A 16,107-nucleotide genomic window follows, 5' to 3' on the forward strand; every position below is an offset into this window, starting at 1 on the left:
CAAAAATAACGCAAAACTGCCCGAACACGCGCGACCATTTCGAACGTTCACAAATCTTGCGGATAGCCCGCGACCCAAAGGCACTTTTAATGTGGCGACATACGAACGAATAACAAATGTCGCGCAGTCCATCTGTCCCTGATAGACCAACACTCGAACTTGACCCGGAGATGTCCGACGAGGAGCGTCTTGCGGCGCTTCAAGAACATTTCACGGACATCGTGAAGGTCAACGAAAAACTGCGCGAGCGTGTCGAAAACGCCGGTGACCGTCGTGAAGACCTCGCCGGCGAAGTTGACCGACTCCAGCGTGAAAACGAGACGCTGAAGACGACTTCGCTGTACGTCGCCACGGTCGAGGACGTGACCGACGACGGCGTCATCATCAAACAACACGGCAACAATCAAGAGGTGCTGACCGACGTTGCAGTGCAGTTGCGAGAAGACATCGAAGCGGGCGACCGAGTCGCAGTCAACGACTCGTTCACCATCGAGCGACTGCTCGATTCGGAGACGGACGCGCGAGCGCAAGCGATGGAAGTGGACGCATCGCCGGAAGTGAGCTACGAGGACATCGGCGGCATCGAAGAACAGGTTCGGGAAGTCCGCGAAGCGGTCGAAGAACCGCTCGTCAACCCCGAGCAGTTCGAAGCCGCGGGTATCGAACCACCGAGCGGCGTCCTTCTCCACGGGCCACCGGGAACCGGGAAGACGATGCTGGCGAAAGCAGTCGCCAATCAGACCGACGCGACCTTCATCAAGATGGCCGGGTCGGAACTAGTCCAGAAATTCATCGGTGAAGGTGCGAAACTCGTCCGCGACCTGTTCTCGCTTGCATCGGAGCGCGAACCGGCAGTCATCTTCATCGACGAAATCGACGCCGTCGCGTCGAAGCGCACCGACTCGAAAACGTCGGGCGACGCCGAAGTTCAGCGGACGATGATGCAGTTGCTCTCGGAGATGGACGGCTTCGAAGACCGCGGCGAAATTCGCATCATCGCGGCCACCAACCGCTTCGACATGCTCGACAACGCAATCCTTCGCCCGGGTCGCTTCGACCGCCTCATCGAAGTGCCGAACCCGGACGACGAGGGTCGCCGCCGCGTCCTCGAAATCCACACTCGGGATATGAATCTCTCGGACGACGTGGACTTCGACCACCTCGCCGAGGCGACCGAGGGATTCAGCGGTGCCGAAATCGAGAGCTTGACGACCGAATCCGGGATGTTCGCCATCCGCGACGGCCGCACCGAAGTCACCATGGACGACTTCACAGGTGCCTTGAAGAAAATCGAGGCCGGCGACGACACCGCGGTTCCGAACCTGCGGTACGCGTATTAAAACCCACTTTTTCCTGCGTTCGCGCGACTTCGTCGCGCTCTCTGGCAAAACCTGGACTAAAAGCACTCCTCACCCCCTCAGTCGCGTCTTCGACGCTCCTTCGAGGGATTCGTCGGCCCGCTCACTCGTCACTACGCTCCTCGTTCGCGGAGAAGTTCCTGGCCGCTAGCGGTTGTGTAGTTCGCTGGCTTTCGTGGTTTGTTCGGATTGTTGATTCCCGTGGTTCGTGTCGATAGCTGTCTTCCGCCGGTTGGTCGGCCTGCCGACTTTTGGTTTCAAGTTGATTGTCAACCAGTCGTATCGGCATCAGGGGTTGCGGTATTGGCCCTAGCGACTGCAAACGTGAAATCGGAAATCCAACCCAGTAGGCGGTACCTGAAACTATCAAATCCAAAACGAACACTAACAGAATCTCATTTCTAACGCGACGACAAGGATGCCTTTTTTACGTCCGACGATGCCGACTCTCGTATGCGAGTTGACCTCGGCAACGCTCTCGACACCGTTGCCTCGCCGGGCATCCCACGGGACGCACTCGACCGATTGGACGAGTGCGTCGCCGACGCCCACGAGCGAATCGAAACCGGGCGCGAAAACCACGAACATGGTTACGAAGCACTGAACCTACCACAGACGACCGACACCGACGAGATTCGAACCGCGGTCGAATCCTTCGCGGAGGCCGAAACCGTTCTCACGGTCGGCATCGGCGGAAGCGCGCTCGGCGCGGCTACGCTGGCCCACGGACTCGAATCCGACGTAGACGCCTACTTCCTCGACAACGTTGACCCGGAACACGTCTCTGCTCTGCTGGACAGCATCTCGTTCTCCGATACTGCTGTCAACGTCGTCTCTCGCTCCGGCACGACCGCGGAAACACTGGCGAATTTCCTCGTCGTCCGCGACGCGATGGAATCTGCGGGCGTGGATTGGACGGAGCAAACATTCGTCACAACGGGCGAGGAGGGCAACCTGCGGAATCTCGCGGAGCGCCACGACCTGCCCGCGCTCGACGTTCCTGATGGCGTTCCGGGTCGATTTTCGGTGCTCTCGACGGTCGGATTGGCTTGCGCCGCGATTCAGGGCCACGACATCGACGCCGTGCTTTCGGGTGCGGAGGCGGAGGCGAACCGCCTGTCGGGGTCGCTGTTCGACTCGCCAGCCTACGCTTACGGAACCGCGTGCTACGCACTGGACGAACGCGGCGCAGGAATCAACGCGATGATGCCCTACGCAGAATCGCTGGAAACCTTCGCCGAGTGGTACGCTCAACTGTGGGCCGAGAGCCTCGGCAAGGACGGACTGGGCCAGACTCCGGCTCGGGCACTCGGCGCGACCGACCAGCACTCACAACTCCAACTGTACCGCGCTGGCCCCCGGGACAAGATGGTCACCTTTGTTCGCCCGACGGAGCGCGAGGATTGGTCGATTCCGGAAACCGACCTGCCCGGATTGGAATACCTCGGTGGACGGAGCCTCGGAACCTTGTTGGACGCCGAGTTCGAAGCCACTGAGGCGAGTCTCGCGGAATCGGGCCAGCCCTCGGTGCGAGTCGAAATCGACCGCGTGGACGAGTACGGACTCGGCGAACTGCTCTACTGTCTGGAGGCGTCCTGTGTCCTTGCGGGCGAACTCTACAGCGTTGAAACGTTCATCCAACCCGCAGTTGAGTGGGGCAAGCGTGCCGCCCGTGGCCTGCTCGGCGGCGGCGATTTCGACGAAGCGGATTCGGTCGCTGACAAGTCCACGTTCGTGATAGAATAGTCGCTGTTCACAAAGCATTTACCGACCTGCGGGAAGTAATCATACGTCCTTCGCGTCACCCCCTGAATGACGCCCTTTCAGTATGATGAGTCACAACTACGCCTCGGCAGTCCTCACGGCCCTCGTCGTGATTTCGCTTTTCAGCGGCGCGACGGCCGCGACCAGTGTAACCCACTCGCTTGCCGACCGCTCGATGGAAGCGACATCCGACGTTCCGTTCGACCACAGCAAAATCGAAGCGAACAACAGTTCCGTTTCGCTGGACGGCGGCGGCGACCGCTTTGCCTTCGACACTGCCGCAAATCAGACCGTTCGCGGTCAGACGACCTTCGAGCCCGGAACCGAACTCCTCGTTCAAATCCACGCCAGAGGACAGTTCTTCAAGACACAAACGGTCGCGGTACAGTCCGACGGGTCGTTCACCGGACTGTTCGATTTCACCGGCTACGAACCCGGTGTCGAGTTCGGAGTCGTCGTCGCCGCCGCGGCGGAGCGCAACGCAACGGAACCGACACCGCTCGCCGTCTCCGATGGCGTCCTTCGAGAAGGGCCAGCGTCGGCGACGACCACGGGGACGCTGTCAACGATGCTAGAAACGACGAAAACGACGGCGGTGGACGACGCCGGGGCAAAAACGGAATCCGACACCGGAACGGAGGTCACAACCGAATCCGACACTCGAACTGAAGCGGCGACCGAGACGGAAACCGAAACTGAAGCTGCGATGGAAATGGAATCCGAAACCCAAACGAGCACCTCGGCGGACGGTGTGGAAGCGACTTCCGAAACGACAGCGCAATCGAGCGACAGCGGCGGTCAACCCGGCTTCGGACTGTTCGTCGCACTCGCCGCACTCGCCGGAATCGTAGTTTTTTCTCGGCGATACTGACTCTCAGGTCGTAGCACCTTTAGTTCCGCAGTCCCTTTCCGCGCATATGGAAGACGGTACAGCGACAGGTGTCGGCGGTGATTCTTCGAGCCACACTTCGCCCGTCCAGATGGTGCTTGCAGTTTTCATCGGAACTGTTGTCGGACTCTCGGGGTTGGCCGCAATCTCGTTGTGGGCGACGGCGTTCATTCTCGTTCTCGGCCCGAACACTATCGGGCCGATGGAAGAACTCGCCGTTTCCACGCTCTCGCTTGGCCTCGGGACGGGAACGGTCGCAGCACTGTTCATGGCTGGTCGCGGCTACGGACTCTCGCATCTCGACTTTAAACTGCCCGACGTCAGTGGCTTCGTTTATGTCATCGTCGGAACTATCGCCCTGTTAGCTCTGCAAATCGTCGCCGGTATCGTGATGACGCAGTTCGGTATCAGCACTGCAGAGCACAGCATCCAACAGCAGGCTAGCCAAGGCAATCCCGAAATTCTTCTCCTTCTGATTCCCGCAGCGTTGCTCATTATCGGTCCCGGCGAAGAACTGCTGTATCGAAACATCATCCAGAAATCGCTGTACGACACGTTTTCGAAACGCAATGCGGTCGTCATCGCCAGCGTGATTTTTGCGCTCGCACACATTCCGGCCTACGCGATGGGTTCGACACTGATGGGAACGGCGGCGACGCTCGTCATCATCTTCCTCCTCGCGTTACTTCTCGGTACTATCTACCTCAAAACAGGGAACGTCACGGTTCCAGCGCTCATTCACGGTTCGTACGACGCAGTTCTGTTCGGCTTGATGTATCTCCAGATAACTGGTCAGTTGTAATCGCGTCGAAATCGCTGTCAGTTAAATGCGTTGGAACGGATTATGACGGATTCTTTCGGGACAGCGGACTGCCACAGATTGGACAGCGGTCTTTGTCCTCGTCGAACTCCCGACCACAGCCGGAACACTGGAACGACCAATTTCGCTGCTCTTCGATGCCGTCTTGGGCGATGACATCGACAGCAACGTCCAGCCGGTTAGCGACGTTCTGCATCGCGTAATCGTCGGTAACGAGCGTGCCGTCGAGTTCGAACGTGGCCGCGATGAGTCGAATGTCGGTCATCGAGAGGACGTCCAAATCGCCCGTTTCGCTCGCGGCTCGGCGCACTTTTTCGACCGCGTCGTCGCGGGGCAGGTGGATGTGCATCCCCGACCCTTCCATGGCGTCGAATCGGAAGGCGTGTTCTCCCTCCAACTCCTCTTGTACCATCGGAATGGACGCTGTCTGTTCGGTCGTGTGATACTCGTTGATAAAAGCTGAGGCGTCTAGAACGTACATTACCGCTGAACTACGATGTAATCTTTCACTGCTTGTACCCTGTTGACGGGCAGTTCGAAATGCCCGTCCTCGTCGAGTTCGAGGTCAACGGTTTTCGGGTCGATCTGTTCATCGGGTTCGACGACGAGGCTGGACAGCTCCCCCGTCTTCAAGTTCATGGTGATGTTGTAGAGCATCCCCAGTTCGGTGCCGTCTGAACCCATGACGGCCTTCCCTGAGAGATTCTCGGCGAGTATATCCGACATAAGTGGGGGTTACCGACCGCTACTACATAAACTCCACGGGGTGCTGTGGCGAACAGTCGATTGTAGCTGACGGTTTGTACGCACCGACTGCCCGACCTGCATGGCGATGGAGTTAAATGCCGTGCGGGGCTGTTCTGTGATAAGAACTTCTTCCGGGTGGTAGGTATGTCGGACACAGATTCACACGAGACGGAAACCCCGTCTCTCAGAACTCCCATCGTCGCAGTCCTCGGCCACGTCGACCACGGCAAAACCAGCCTGCTCGACAAAATCCGCGGCTCGACGGTGATAGAAGGCGAAGCGGGCGCAATCACACAACACATCGGTGCGACGGCAGTGCCACTCGACATCGTGTCGAAAGTCGCAGGAAAGCTCGTCAATCCGGACGACTTCGACCTGCCGGGACTGCTGTTCATCGACACGCCGGGCCACCATTCGTTTACGACCCTCAGGTCGCGCGGTGGCGCACTGGCGGACATCGCAATCCTCGTGGTTGACGTAAACGACGGATTCCAACCCCAGACCGAGGAAGCGATAAACATCCTCGCGCAGTCACAGACTCCGTTCGTCGTCGCGGCGAACAAAATCGACACGACGCCGGGGTGGAATCCGAACCCCGATTCGCCGATTAAAGCGACCTACGACGCACAGAGCGACCGGGCGCGCTCGATGCTCGACCAAAATCTGTACGAACTCATCGGCGAACTCAGCGACGCTGGTTTCTCCGCCGACCTGTACTGGCGCGTGCAGAATTTCCAGAACAACGTCGGCGTCGTTCCGGTCAGCGCGGAAACTGGCGAAGGCGTCCCCGACTTGCTCACCGTGTTGATGGGACTCGCCCAGCGCTACATGCGCGAGGACATGGAAATCGACGTCACCGGGCCGGGCGCGGGAACCGTCCTCGAAGTCAAAGAGGAGAAAGGCTTCGGGACGACGCTCGACGTGGTGCTGTACGACGGCACCGTCGGCGCGGACGAAACCGTCGTCGTCGGTGGCAAGAACGCGCCAATCGTCACCGACGTTCGGGCACTGCTGAAACCGCGACCGCTCGCCGAGATTCGAACCGAAGACCGATTCGAAAAGGTCGATTCCATCGGTGCCGCCGCGGGTGTGAAAATCGCCGCTCCCGACTTGGACGACGCAATGGCGGGTGCGCCCGTCCGCGTCGTCCGCGACCGGGAAATCGAGGATGTTATCGAGGAAGTCGAAGCCGAACTCGCGGAAGTCGAGGTCAGCACCGCAGAAGAGGGCGTCGTCGTCAAAGCCGACACGCTCGGAAGCCTCGAAGCGATGGTCAGCACGCTCAAAGAAGAAGAAATTCCGGTCATGCTCGCCGAAGTCGGCGACGTTGCACCGCGCGACATCCGATTTGCGACGACGGCGGACGAGCCGAAACACCGGACAATTCTGGCGTTCAACGTCGATACGCTCGCCGAAGCGGGAGATGAAGCCGACCAGCGAGATATTCGACTGTTCGACAGCGACGTCATCTACCAACTCATCGAAGAGTACGAGGAGTACGTGGACGAGATGGAGCGCGCTCAGCAGAAAACCGTCCTCGACAACATCACTCGCCCGTCTCGATTCCAAATCCTACAAGACCACGTGTTCCGGCAGAACAACCCCGCGGTGGTTGGCGTCGAAGTCCTGTCCGGAACCGTGAAAAACAACTCCTTTGTCGCCAAGTTCGAAGGGAACGAACCGAAGCGCGTCGGCACCATCAAAGGGATTCAAGAGCAGGGCGAGGACGTGGACGAGGCCCGCGCAGGAACACGGGTCAGCGTCGCTATCGACGGCCCGACTGTCGGTCGCCAAATCGAGGAAGGCGACGAACTCTGGATCGACCTGCCGGAAAAACACGCGAAAATTTTGGAACAGGAACTCTCCGACGACATTCCGGGCGACGAACTCGAAGCGCTCCGGATGTATCTCGACAAACAGCGAAAGCGCGACCCCTTCTGGGGCAAGTAATTTTTTAATCGCTTGTCGCGTGATTCCACGACGGAGGGATGAAGAATGAGCGTACGCAGCCGATATGAGAGTCGCATCGCTCGCAAGTCGGTTTCGTACTACGACCTCGTGTCACTTCTCCTTCCGGTTATCGTCGTCGGCGGTTTCGCCGTCAGCCTGCTCACTGCAGTTCCGAAAACTATCGGAACGATGCTGACGGGATTCGCGTCGTCGCTGGTCGTCGGCGATGCGGTGTTCAAACGCCCGCCTATCGGGCGGTCGGAGTAATCTTGTCTTCGACTGCCTGTTTTACTTGGAGTACGGCACTCGCGGCTAATCCACGAGCAACTTCGTCACGTTCCTCTGCGTCGATGAGTTCGTCATCCAGTTCGTCGTTGTCGGGTTCGAATCCGGCGCTGACGATGTGGCCGACCGGTGGTTGAACAGAGACAGTCGCTTGCGGCCCTGTTGCACCGTTCGTCACCTGCGACCCGATGACGTACTCGTCGGGAAGGAACTGCCGAGTCAGCGTGGCAATGTCGGTCACACTGTCTCGAAGCGCGCGCGTCTGTTCGGAAGAGAGTTCGACGACATCGGCAGACGCACGCTGTCCGGCCTGCGTCACGTCGGGTGTACCAGCGTAGGGAGTATTTCCATTCATGCGGTCTGCTACCCTTTGATAAGGTTGTCCGCCGTATAAACCCGTCGTCCCCGGAAACTAACAAATCGGCTCGCTCTCGCCGTACACCGCGAGGACGACAGCCGTGACGTAGGTGCCGGGTTCGGCGTTCTCTGTTACGGTTTTCACGGCTTCGTCGGAAAACTCCCAGTCGCGGAGTTTTCGCCCTGCTTCCAATCCCGCTCGAACTCGTTCCTCGATTTCCTCCGCGTCGGTTTCGCCCGCGGCCTCGTAGAAGAGTCCGGGGCCGTCGCTTTCCGTCCAACCCAGTCCTGCCGAAACGTGGCCCGGCCCGGGACGCGTTGCGCGCGCTTCCACTACGGTCAGGCGATTTCCGGCCGGACCGAGGTCGGGCGCGGTGCCGACTGCTTCGACCGGCGTGTCGGCCGGAATGACAGACGAGACGGAGACGAGATTGTAGTTGTGGACGTTCGCGTCCGCGAGCGCCGCGTCGTAGGACGACATCTTCGTCGGCCCGCTCGCGGTTCCCCAGACGACCCGAATCGTGCTCATGCACGGGGATCGGATACTCGTGGGAAAGGGTCTGTCGATTCTAGCAGGATGTGGGTTTGGGTGGCGTGTTGCAGATGTATTCTGTGTAGAAACAGCGAACCACGTTCGCTGTACTGTGACTGGTTCTGATTACGTGACGATAGCTACCGCTGGGCGCAAGCCACGCCCTCGCTCCGTTAGTCACTCGTGACTTCTGCGGCTATCACTCCCTCAAAACCCGTTTCAGCGTCTCGAAAAGCAGAACAATCAACTACGTTCAGAAAAATCACGAAACTATCTTCGCTACTCGAAGTCGCGGCGCATGGCGATTTCGAACCACGGGCAGAGTCGCAGTTGGCGGTACCAACGCGGATTCTCGTACAGGCGCTCGTAGGGCACCCACATTAGGCCGCCGACTTCCTCTTCGACGGGGTCGAGGGAGGTGTCCGTCAGCGTGAGTTTCAGAACTGCACAGACCTCGTGTTCGACGCCTTCCTGGGGGTAGTAGCGCTTGTACTCGAACTTGTCCGTCTGCCGTAGGTCGTCGTACTGGTCGGGCGAGATACCGAGTTCGTCTTCGAGACGCTGGCGTGTGGCCTCCTCCTGCGATTGGCCGGGATTCGGGTGGGAGGCGACGGTGCCGTCCCAGTAGGTGTCCCAGAGGCGCTTGGTCGGCGCGCGCTGAGCCAGCAGGATGTTGTCGTCCTCGTCGAAGATGAGCGCGGTGAACGCCCGGTGTCGGATGCCGTCGCCCGTGTGGGCTTCGAGGCGGTTGACGATTTCCAAATTGTTGTCGTCGGCGTCCACGGCGACGACCGATTTGCGGGCGTTTTTGTGGGTTTCACCGGACTCTTCGCTTGCGGCATCACCGGACGGATTGGTGGCGCTGTCAGCACTCATACCGCTATAGAGAACCATCCGTTTCAAACGTTCTTCGGAACACGTCCACAGATGGGTCGTTCGCGCTCTTCGATTTCTGTTACGAGTCGCACCATTTACGTTCGCGCGATTCTGACAGTCCAACGATGACCGACGCGGCCACCACCAGGGACGACTACTCCGGATTGCTCGGCGCGTTTCGCTACAGCTTCCGGGCGAGCGATTCGCGGACGTTCCGCCTTTACGTCCTCGTCAGTTTCGTCCTCGGCTTTCTCTTCGCGCTCATCTTCCTCTTCGCGCTCATCTTCTGGTTCGTGGAGACGCTCGGCCACTCCGCGTTCGACACCTCCTCGAACGCCTTCCTCGGCGTCGTGGCGCTGTTCGTCCTCGGCCCGTTGTTTGCGCCCGTCCTGTTCGTCGCGCGCCGACACCGCCGCGGCGAAGCGGCCATCCCCAACTACGACACCCTGCTCGCACTCGGCGGATTCTTGTTCCTCGCGTCGCTCTACGCCGGACTCATCATTACGGTTCCGCCGGAGTACCAGTCCGCCGACGCTGGCGCAATCGGGTCGTTCCTCTACTCGCTTCCGCAGTTGTTCGGCCTCGTCCCGCCGCTCGTCTCCGGCCTGCTGATTTTCGTCCTCCATCGAATTGCTCGATAACACCGACGATGTTCTGTTCCGGAGCGCAATCCGGAAAAGGCCCGCCGACCTATCCTCGTCTATGACAGAAAAGACGAGCACGTTCCTCGTCACGCATGCAGAGGAAGAATCGGCGGTGCTGAAGGACGTTCACGACGGGCAGGTTCACACCCTCTCGGAAAATCCCGGCGTCGAAACTGACGACGCCGTAGACGCCACGGTCGCCGCCGAACCGCCGATGGAGATGACGTGGGAAGTGGTGGACATCGACGACCAGCGACCACTCAGGGTTCACGAGAGCGAGGAACCACCCACGGTACACGAGCGCGACATCGCCGCGGAACAGGAGGTCGGCGACCTCGAACGAACCGAACGCGCCGGAATCGGCGAAATTCACGTCCTCTCGGTGTCGGCAGAGGAAACTGAAACCGCCGTGAGCGACGTGCTGGACGACGAAGGGACCCTTGCACGTGCGGCCCGACTCGGCGTGAACCGCGTCGAAATCCGGTCGGAGGACGGCGTGGTGAGCGTTCGGTATTTGCCGTGAAAGGCAGAAATTCTATCGTTAGGTGCTTCCGCTGACGCCGCGAATCGCGCCACAGTGGAGGCAGTCCCAGACGGGTTTGGAGCCCAAAAATCCGCCAGCGGATGCGTCGCTCTTCGCCAGTTTATCGACTTCGTTACCGCAATTAGGGAACTGGGACATGTAGTGTATTTTTATTTTGCCACTATAATCATATTCTAACCGTGTCTTCACCGGAACGCTACGACGTCCCAAAACTGCCCGAAAACAGCGTCCTCGACTTGGAGGACTATCTCGCCATGCAGAGAGCAATCGGCGAGAAATCACGCTACAGAATCCTCGCGGAACTCCTCCGCGAGGGCGAGATGAGTGCGACCGAACTCGTTGACGCACTCGAAATGAAATCGAACACCCTTCATTACCATCTGGACGAACTCGTTGCTGTCGGATTGGTCGCAAACAGAAAGCGAAAAGAGCGCGGCGCTGACGGCCTCTACTCCTATTATGTCGCCACCTCACTTGGTAGTGCAGTCATGCAACACGGCATCGGCGAACTCATCCGCGAGGAACACGACATCCGCAGTCGCTACAGCTAATCTTTTCTACCTGACTCAGAAACCCTCTCGTATGGCAATGCAACCGCACCTGCTCGTAGACGAGGGCGACTTGAACGACATCGCGCTGATTCCCGGCGACCCGGGCCGGGTTGACCGAATCGCAAAGCAGTGCGATTCCTCGGACGTCGTCTCCGAGAACCGCGAGTACAAAATCGTCAACGCGGAGTATGAGGGCGTTCCCCTGACGATTTGCTCGACCGGTATCGGCTGTCCCTCCGCGACCATCGCCATCGAGGAGATGGAGGCAGTCGGCGTCGAAACCGTGATTCGCGTCGGCACGACCGGCGCGCTTCAGAAGAACATCGAAATCGGCGACATGGTCGTCGCCACGGGTGCGGCCAAGGACGAGGGGACGACCCGACGCTACGAGAAGGACACCTACCCGGCGGTGCCGGAGTACAACGTCCTCTCCGCGCTGGTCGATTCCGCGGAAGCCAACGACGAAGACGTTCACGTCGGGCCGATTGCATCCGACGACGCCTTCTACGCCGAAACCGACGAGTACGTCTCGGATTGGGAAGACGCGAACATCCTCTCCGTCGAGATGGAAGCGGCCGCGGTGTTCTCCGTCGCCCGCCGGAAGGGAATGCGCTCCGGAGCCATCTGTACGGTTGACGGCAACCTCGTGAAGGGTACCCAGAAGGGCACCGATACCGAGGACGACGAACTGCCCGAAAAAGCGAAAAACAACGTCGAGCGAGCGATTCGAATCTCGCTGGACGCAGTCGTCTCGCTGTCGGAGTAACCGCCGGATTCGAGCGACTCTATCTCTTCTCCCAGCAACAGAATGCATTTATTCCCGAATCGCCCAGTTTTTCCTATGTTTGACGACCTGCGAATGCGGTATCACGCAGCCCTCCGACGCATTCGCCGGTTCGAACGGCGCGAAATCAAGCAGTTCGTCCGGTGGATCGAACACACTCGAAACCTCACTCACTTCACGGTGCTGATAGTCGCACCGCTTCTCATCGCCGGTATTACGTGGCTTTCGAACACGGTCAACGTCATCACGTTTCTGCTCTTTCCGCCGCTCGCGTCGGGAACGTACACGCTCTTTACCGATCCGGAGGGAAAGTACGCCTCGCCGACTCGATTCGTCGGCGGGATGACCGCCGGGGCGCTCTGTGGCTGGGTCGCACTGGTGTTCTCCGCCAGATACCTCTATCACGTCCCGCCAGCATCCATGACGGTTCACGCGAGCGAGGCAGCGCTTAGTATTCTCCTCACCGTCCTCGTGACGTGGTCGCTCGACGTGGAACAGCCGACGGCGTTTTCGTCCGCGCTTCTCGTCCTCATGTTTCCGTTCGGCGAAATGGGGAACGTCGGAAGCTTCCTCTCAGGATTCCTCTACGTCGTCGGCATCGCTATTTCGAGCAGTATCGTGGCTGGCGTGTTCGTCGTCTGGCGACGCGAGTTCTACGAGCGTCGGGCCCGCTATCTCTACCGTTCCACGAAAGGCGACGACCACGTCCTCGTCCCGATGCGCGGCGAGGACGCCGAACAAACGGCCATGTTCGGCGCGAAACTGGCGGCGGCCCACGACGCGGGAAAAGTCGTTCTCATCGATGTGGTGGATAGAACCGCAATCGAAGAAGCGGAAGAAGGAATCAAAGACCACACAGCCGAAGACGAATCCGCCGAGGCAGAGGCGCAGGCCGCGGATGTCGCGGCGGACAGACTCGAAGCGCAGGCCCACCGAATCCGAACGCGAATGGGCGTCCCCTGTGAGGTCGTCGTCGCGGGCGATGGGAAGACCCCCGCGAAAACCGTTCTCAGCACCGCTCGTGAGGTGAACTGCGACCTCATCGTCGCGCCCTACGAGGAACGACACGGCGGACTCTCGCCGTTCGTCCGCGGCCTGTTCCGCGGGAACGTAGACGCCATCGCGTACCGTCCCGGCTTCGACGGAAATCCACATCGCAAATGGAAACGGGTTCTCGTCCCCGTTCGACGGGCGGGCAACACGGCGCACACGATGATCGATTTCGCTCGGCGGCTGGTCGGTCGCTCCGGGTCGGTCAGCGTCTGTACCTGCATCGACCGCGAAGCGGAACGACGTACCACCGAATCGACGCTCGCAGACCTCGTGGAGGCCTTTTCCGGCTCGTTCGAAACCCGCGTCTCGCGGAGCAGTATCGAGGAGTTCCTGTCCGCGAACGACGACCACTACGATCTGATGATACTCGGCGCGAGCACCGACCGGAGCGCTGCCTCTCGATTCATCTCCCCACCGACGTTCGAACGGATGCACGAAATCGACTGCGACGTTGCGGTCGTGCATCGAGGATGACGAAAGTCAGAAATCGTCCAGCGTTCGGTTCCTCGGGTTACCGGCCAACTGGTCGGCCAGTTCTTCGGCGTGATTGTCACCGACGGCGGCCTTGACCAGCAGGTGGCCGATGAAGGCTGGACTGACCACCACGTCCGCACCCGCCCGTCGGAACTTTTCGACGTTCTCGCGGTCGCTCGCGCCAGCCACGATTCGAACGTCGGGGTTCAACTGCCGGGCGGTTAGCACGCAGAGAGCGTCGTCTGCGTCGTCGTCCGTCGCCACGAGAACCGATTTCGCCCGCTCGATGCCGACTCGCTGGAGTAGTTCCTCGTCGCTTGGGTCGCCGACGACGACGTTCCGGTGTTCGTCCCGGACGTTTCGGTCGCGGTCACGAAGTTCGTCTCCGAGGTCTGGGTCGCTGACGACGATGACGTATTCGGTTCCATCGCCGAGTTCGTCGAATATCGCTTCCGTGAACAACTGCCCGTATCCGAGGACGAGCAGATGTTCGTCCAGAAATTCGAGTTGTGATTCTGTCATGCGTCCTAAGGCGCTGGCGAAGCGGGCCTCGAGGAGCGGCGCGACGAGGACGCCGATTGCTCCGGCGAAACTCGCGCCACCGAGGACGATAACGGACATTCCGAACCAGCGGGCGTCCTGTGTCACTGGTTGCACGTCGCCGTAACCGACCGTACTCGCGGTGACTATCGTGTAGTAGAACGCGTCGAAGGGGGTGCTGACTCCCTCGAACCCATCCCGTAATGTGTATGCGCCGACCGTCCCGTACAACAGGATTCCAAAAATCGCCGTGATGGCGGCGAGTTGTGCGGCAGTCAGTGAGATTGGCTGCGTAAACCGGTTGCGCCGACTGTACAGGAGTAGGATGGTGACGAGCGAAACGACGACCAACGGTATCGAGTACGGACTCGATTGTAGGATGCCGTGAAGCGCCGCAACCGGGAGCAGTATCATCGTCGCGTACCACGCGACACGCAATCCACGCCGGAGGCCGACCGCCCCCACCAGCAGTAAAAATCCCGTGATAGAACCGGAGAACGCCGCCAACTGCTGGAGTTCGACGGGGACGAATCCAGCGAAAAAACCGCCGCCGCCGCTCGTGATGGTGACGGCACCGGTCCCAATTGAAAGTCCGCCTGCCAGCACCGTCAACAACACCGCGAACCGAATCGGAAGGTGTTCCGTTCGTTCCCGCAACGCCATCGACTGTTCTGCGACCTTCTTTCGGATAAGTAGGGTGGCCGTACCAACTGGTTCTTTCGTCACTCGCCCACTTCTGCCCCCGTCGGTACGGTTTTGTCACTGCCGCGACTGTCCGGCGTATGGACTACTCGCTTCCGGTCGCGGTGCTTCTCGGCCTCTATCTCGGGGCACTCACCGGCGCCCTTTCGGGGGCGACGCAACTCGACGACAACGTAAGCCGAATCGTCGGCGCGGTGGGTCGGATGGTAACTGTTACGCTCCCCGAACCCACCGACGACATCGACGGCTACGACGCAGTTCCGGACGAGACGAAGGAGACGCTCGCCGGGTCGTCGTTCGTGTTCCCGCGCGGAATCACCGTAACGGAACTGAGGGAGCGCGTCACGACCGGCGAAATCCGGGGAACTGCGTGGTGACGCTAGCCGTGGACGCAGACGACGCGACGAAGTTCGACCCGGAGGAGCAGTACCGATTCGAAACGCTTCCGCAACACACCCGACCGGAACGCGAGTTCGTCGCCCAACTCAGGGCTGCCGACAAAACGATGGGTGTGGTGATGGTCGAACCGGAGAGCAACCTCGTCGGTCTTCCCATCGGTAGCCTCGATGCGATCGTCGTTGCGGTCAGACCCACTGATAGCACTATCGCAACGCTTCCAGTTCGCAGACGTCTGCTCGCCCAACCGACAGTTCTACGGCGAATCGAACGTTCGGCGGCAACGAAATTGGAAACGTCCGGACGAGAGAACGCCAAAATGGAAACAGGAGACGGCCAAAACTCGGCGCAGTAGCACGGAGTCCATCATTCTCATCGTACGAAGGTTTATATACCGAACCGAAACCAAATCGAATAATGTGTCTTGGGCTGCAGGTTTTGCTGGTCGTTCGGATTCTCACCTCGTTTCACTGGATGGGGCGGGTCGGTCGCCCACTGGCGACCGACCCGCCGTGTTCCCATCGAGAGAGAAAGCCACTTCCCACACCCCACCGTCTCTGCGCACATGCAGTGGAAACTCTTCGCGGATCTCGCGGAACTCGCGGGGGACAAGGAGATATCCGTAGACGCAGAGTCGGGAGACACCGTCGAGGACGCGCTTTCCGACCTTCTGGAACCGCGCCCGGAACTCGAAAATCGCGTACTGGACGACGATGGCCACCTCCGCGACCACATCAACGTGCTTCGAAACGGGACGAACGTGTTCTCCGAGGAGGGACTGGAAACGGAACTCGAATCGGGCGACGAGTTGGCGCTCTTTCCCCCCGTAAGCGGAGGATAG

At 59.9% G+C, this 16,107-nt stretch carries 21 protein-coding genes; 14 read left to right on the forward strand and 7 right to left on the reverse strand.

Annotation, left to right across the window (positions count from 1 at the left end):
* Positions 1-116: 116 nt before the first annotated feature.
* The 4 genes from pan2 (at position 117) to HL45_RS02820 (ending at position 4,813) form a co-directional block, all read left to right on the forward strand.
* On the forward strand, positions 117-1,340 hold the full coding sequence (gene pan2 / locus HL45_RS02800) for a proteasome-activating nucleotidase Pan2 (protein WP_049969574.1): 1,224 nt from the start codon (positions 117-119) through the stop codon (positions 1,338-1,340).
* 471 nt (positions 1,341-1,811) lie between these two features.
* A complete protein-coding gene (locus tag HL45_RS02810) occupies positions 1,812-3,104 on the forward strand; it encodes a hypothetical protein (RefSeq protein ID WP_049969576.1) in 1,293 nt (430 codons plus the stop codon).
* Positions 3,105-3,186: 82 nt separating this feature from the next.
* Entirely contained in the window at positions 3,187-3,993 is an 807-nt protein-coding gene (locus HL45_RS02815) for a BGTF surface domain-containing protein (RefSeq protein WP_144239988.1), read from the forward strand.
* A gap of 46 nt (positions 3,994-4,039) precedes the next feature.
* A complete protein-coding gene (locus tag HL45_RS02820; RefSeq protein WP_049969578.1) occupies positions 4,040-4,813 on the forward strand; it encodes a CPBP family intramembrane glutamic endopeptidase in 774 nt (257 codons plus the stop codon).
* A gap of 40 nt (positions 4,814-4,853) precedes the next feature.
* Here the strand turns inward: HL45_RS02820 and HL45_RS02825 are convergent, their stop codons facing one another.
* Together HL45_RS02825 and HL45_RS02830 are read right to left on the reverse strand one after the other, a co-directional pair.
* Positions 4,854-5,312 (reverse strand): NOB1 family endonuclease, encoded by a 459-nt coding sequence (locus tag HL45_RS02825; RefSeq protein WP_049969579.1) that lies wholly within the window; start codon positions 5,310-5,312, stop codon positions 4,854-4,856.
* Positions 5,312-5,557, reverse strand: coding sequence for a PRC-barrel domain-containing protein (locus HL45_RS02830; protein WP_049969580.1), 246 nt, complete (start codon positions 5,555-5,557; stop codon positions 5,312-5,314). Before HL45_RS02830 ends, HL45_RS02825 begins: the two co-directional genes overlap by 1 nt.
* A 165-nt stretch (positions 5,558-5,722) precedes the next feature.
* On the opposite strand from HL45_RS02830, the gene infB reads away from it, so the two are divergent.
* Both infB and HL45_RS02840 read left to right on the forward strand, forming a co-directional pair.
* Positions 5,723-7,528 (forward strand): translation initiation factor IF-2, encoded by a 1,806-nt coding sequence (gene infB / locus HL45_RS02835; protein ID WP_049969581.1) that lies wholly within the window; start codon positions 5,723-5,725, stop codon positions 7,526-7,528.
* Between the two features lie 45 nt (positions 7,529-7,573).
* Positions 7,574-7,795 (forward strand): hypothetical protein, encoded by a 222-nt coding sequence (locus HL45_RS02840; RefSeq protein ID WP_049969582.1) that lies wholly within the window; start codon positions 7,574-7,576, stop codon positions 7,793-7,795.
* Here HL45_RS02840 and HL45_RS02845 read toward each other — a convergent pair.
* The 3 genes from HL45_RS02845 to HL45_RS02855 all read right to left on the reverse strand — a co-directional run bounded on the left by HL45_RS02845 (position 7,776) and on the right by HL45_RS02855 (position 9,578).
* Positions 7,776-8,168: a DUF5811 family protein gene (locus tag HL45_RS02845; RefSeq protein WP_049969583.1), complete on the reverse strand. Its 393-nt coding sequence runs from the start codon at positions 8,166-8,168 to the stop codon at positions 7,776-7,778. The two genes, HL45_RS02840 and HL45_RS02845, sit on opposite strands and share 20 nt — an antisense overlap.
* Before the next feature lie 57 nt (positions 8,169-8,225).
* The gene (locus HL45_RS02850; protein WP_049969584.1) at positions 8,226-8,699 is read right to left on the reverse strand and encodes a pyruvoyl-dependent arginine decarboxylase; all 474 of its coding nucleotides are present in this window, start codon (positions 8,697-8,699) and stop codon (positions 8,226-8,228) included.
* Positions 8,700-8,981: 282 nt separating this feature from the next.
* A complete protein-coding gene (locus HL45_RS02855) occupies positions 8,982-9,578 on the reverse strand; it encodes an NUDIX hydrolase (RefSeq protein ID WP_049969585.1) in 597 nt (198 codons plus the stop codon).
* A gap of 125 nt (positions 9,579-9,703) precedes the next feature.
* Between HL45_RS02855 and HL45_RS02860 the strand changes: the two genes are divergently transcribed.
* Together HL45_RS02860 and HL45_RS02865 are read left to right on the forward strand one after the other, a co-directional pair.
* Positions 9,704-10,219, forward strand: coding sequence for a hypothetical protein (locus tag HL45_RS02860; protein ID WP_049969587.1), 516 nt, complete (start codon positions 9,704-9,706; stop codon positions 10,217-10,219).
* A gap of 61 nt (positions 10,220-10,280) precedes the next feature.
* Positions 10,281-10,745, forward strand: a complete 465-nt coding sequence (locus HL45_RS02865) for a DUF5812 family protein (protein WP_049969588.1) — start codon at positions 10,281-10,283, stop codon at positions 10,743-10,745.
* A gap of 18 nt (positions 10,746-10,763) precedes the next feature.
* Here HL45_RS02865 and HL45_RS20695 read toward each other — a convergent pair whose 3' ends face one another.
* A complete protein-coding gene (locus HL45_RS20695) occupies positions 10,764-10,904 on the reverse strand; it encodes a hypothetical protein (protein ID WP_158413652.1) in 141 nt (46 codons plus the stop codon).
* A 41-nt stretch (positions 10,905-10,945) separates the two neighbouring features.
* On the opposite strand from HL45_RS20695, the gene HL45_RS02870 reads away from it, so the two are divergent.
* From HL45_RS02870 to HL45_RS02880, 3 genes are all read left to right on the forward strand, one after another.
* Entirely contained in the window at positions 10,946-11,317 is a 372-nt protein-coding gene (locus tag HL45_RS02870; RefSeq protein WP_233274669.1) for an ArsR/SmtB family transcription factor, read from the forward strand.
* Positions 11,318-11,348: 31 nt separating this feature from the next.
* Entirely contained in the window at positions 11,349-12,083 is a 735-nt protein-coding gene (locus tag HL45_RS02875) for a nucleoside phosphorylase (protein ID WP_049969590.1), read from the forward strand.
* Between the two features lie 75 nt (positions 12,084-12,158).
* Positions 12,159-13,628: a universal stress protein gene (locus tag HL45_RS02880; protein WP_049969591.1), complete on the forward strand. Its 1,470-nt coding sequence runs from the start codon at positions 12,159-12,161 to the stop codon at positions 13,626-13,628.
* A gap of 6 nt (positions 13,629-13,634) precedes the next feature.
* Here the strand turns inward: HL45_RS02880 and HL45_RS02885 are convergent, their stop codons facing one another.
* Positions 13,635-14,831 (reverse strand): NAD-binding protein, encoded by a 1,197-nt coding sequence (locus HL45_RS02885; RefSeq protein WP_049969592.1) that lies wholly within the window; start codon positions 14,829-14,831, stop codon positions 13,635-13,637.
* 119 nt (positions 14,832-14,950) lie between these two features.
* On the opposite strand from HL45_RS02885, the gene HL45_RS02890 reads away from it, so the two are divergent.
* The 3 genes from HL45_RS02890 (at position 14,951) to HL45_RS02900 (ending at position 16,107) form a co-directional block, all read left to right on the forward strand.
* Positions 14,951-15,247, forward strand: coding sequence for a hypothetical protein (locus HL45_RS02890; protein ID WP_049969593.1), 297 nt, complete (start codon positions 14,951-14,953; stop codon positions 15,245-15,247).
* Complete coding sequence (locus HL45_RS02895; protein ID WP_144239989.1) at positions 15,244-15,621, forward strand: hypothetical protein; 378 nt, start codon at positions 15,244-15,246, stop codon at positions 15,619-15,621. Before HL45_RS02890 ends, HL45_RS02895 begins: the two co-directional genes overlap by 4 nt.
* Positions 15,622-15,831: 210 nt before the next feature.
* A complete protein-coding gene (locus HL45_RS02900) occupies positions 15,832-16,107 on the forward strand; it encodes a ubiquitin-like small modifier protein 1 (RefSeq protein WP_049969595.1) in 276 nt (91 codons plus the stop codon).

It is taken from the genome of Haladaptatus cibarius D43 (assembly GCF_000710615.1).
Classification (GTDB): domain Archaea; phylum Halobacteriota; class Halobacteria; order Halobacteriales; family Haladaptataceae; genus Haladaptatus; species Haladaptatus cibarius.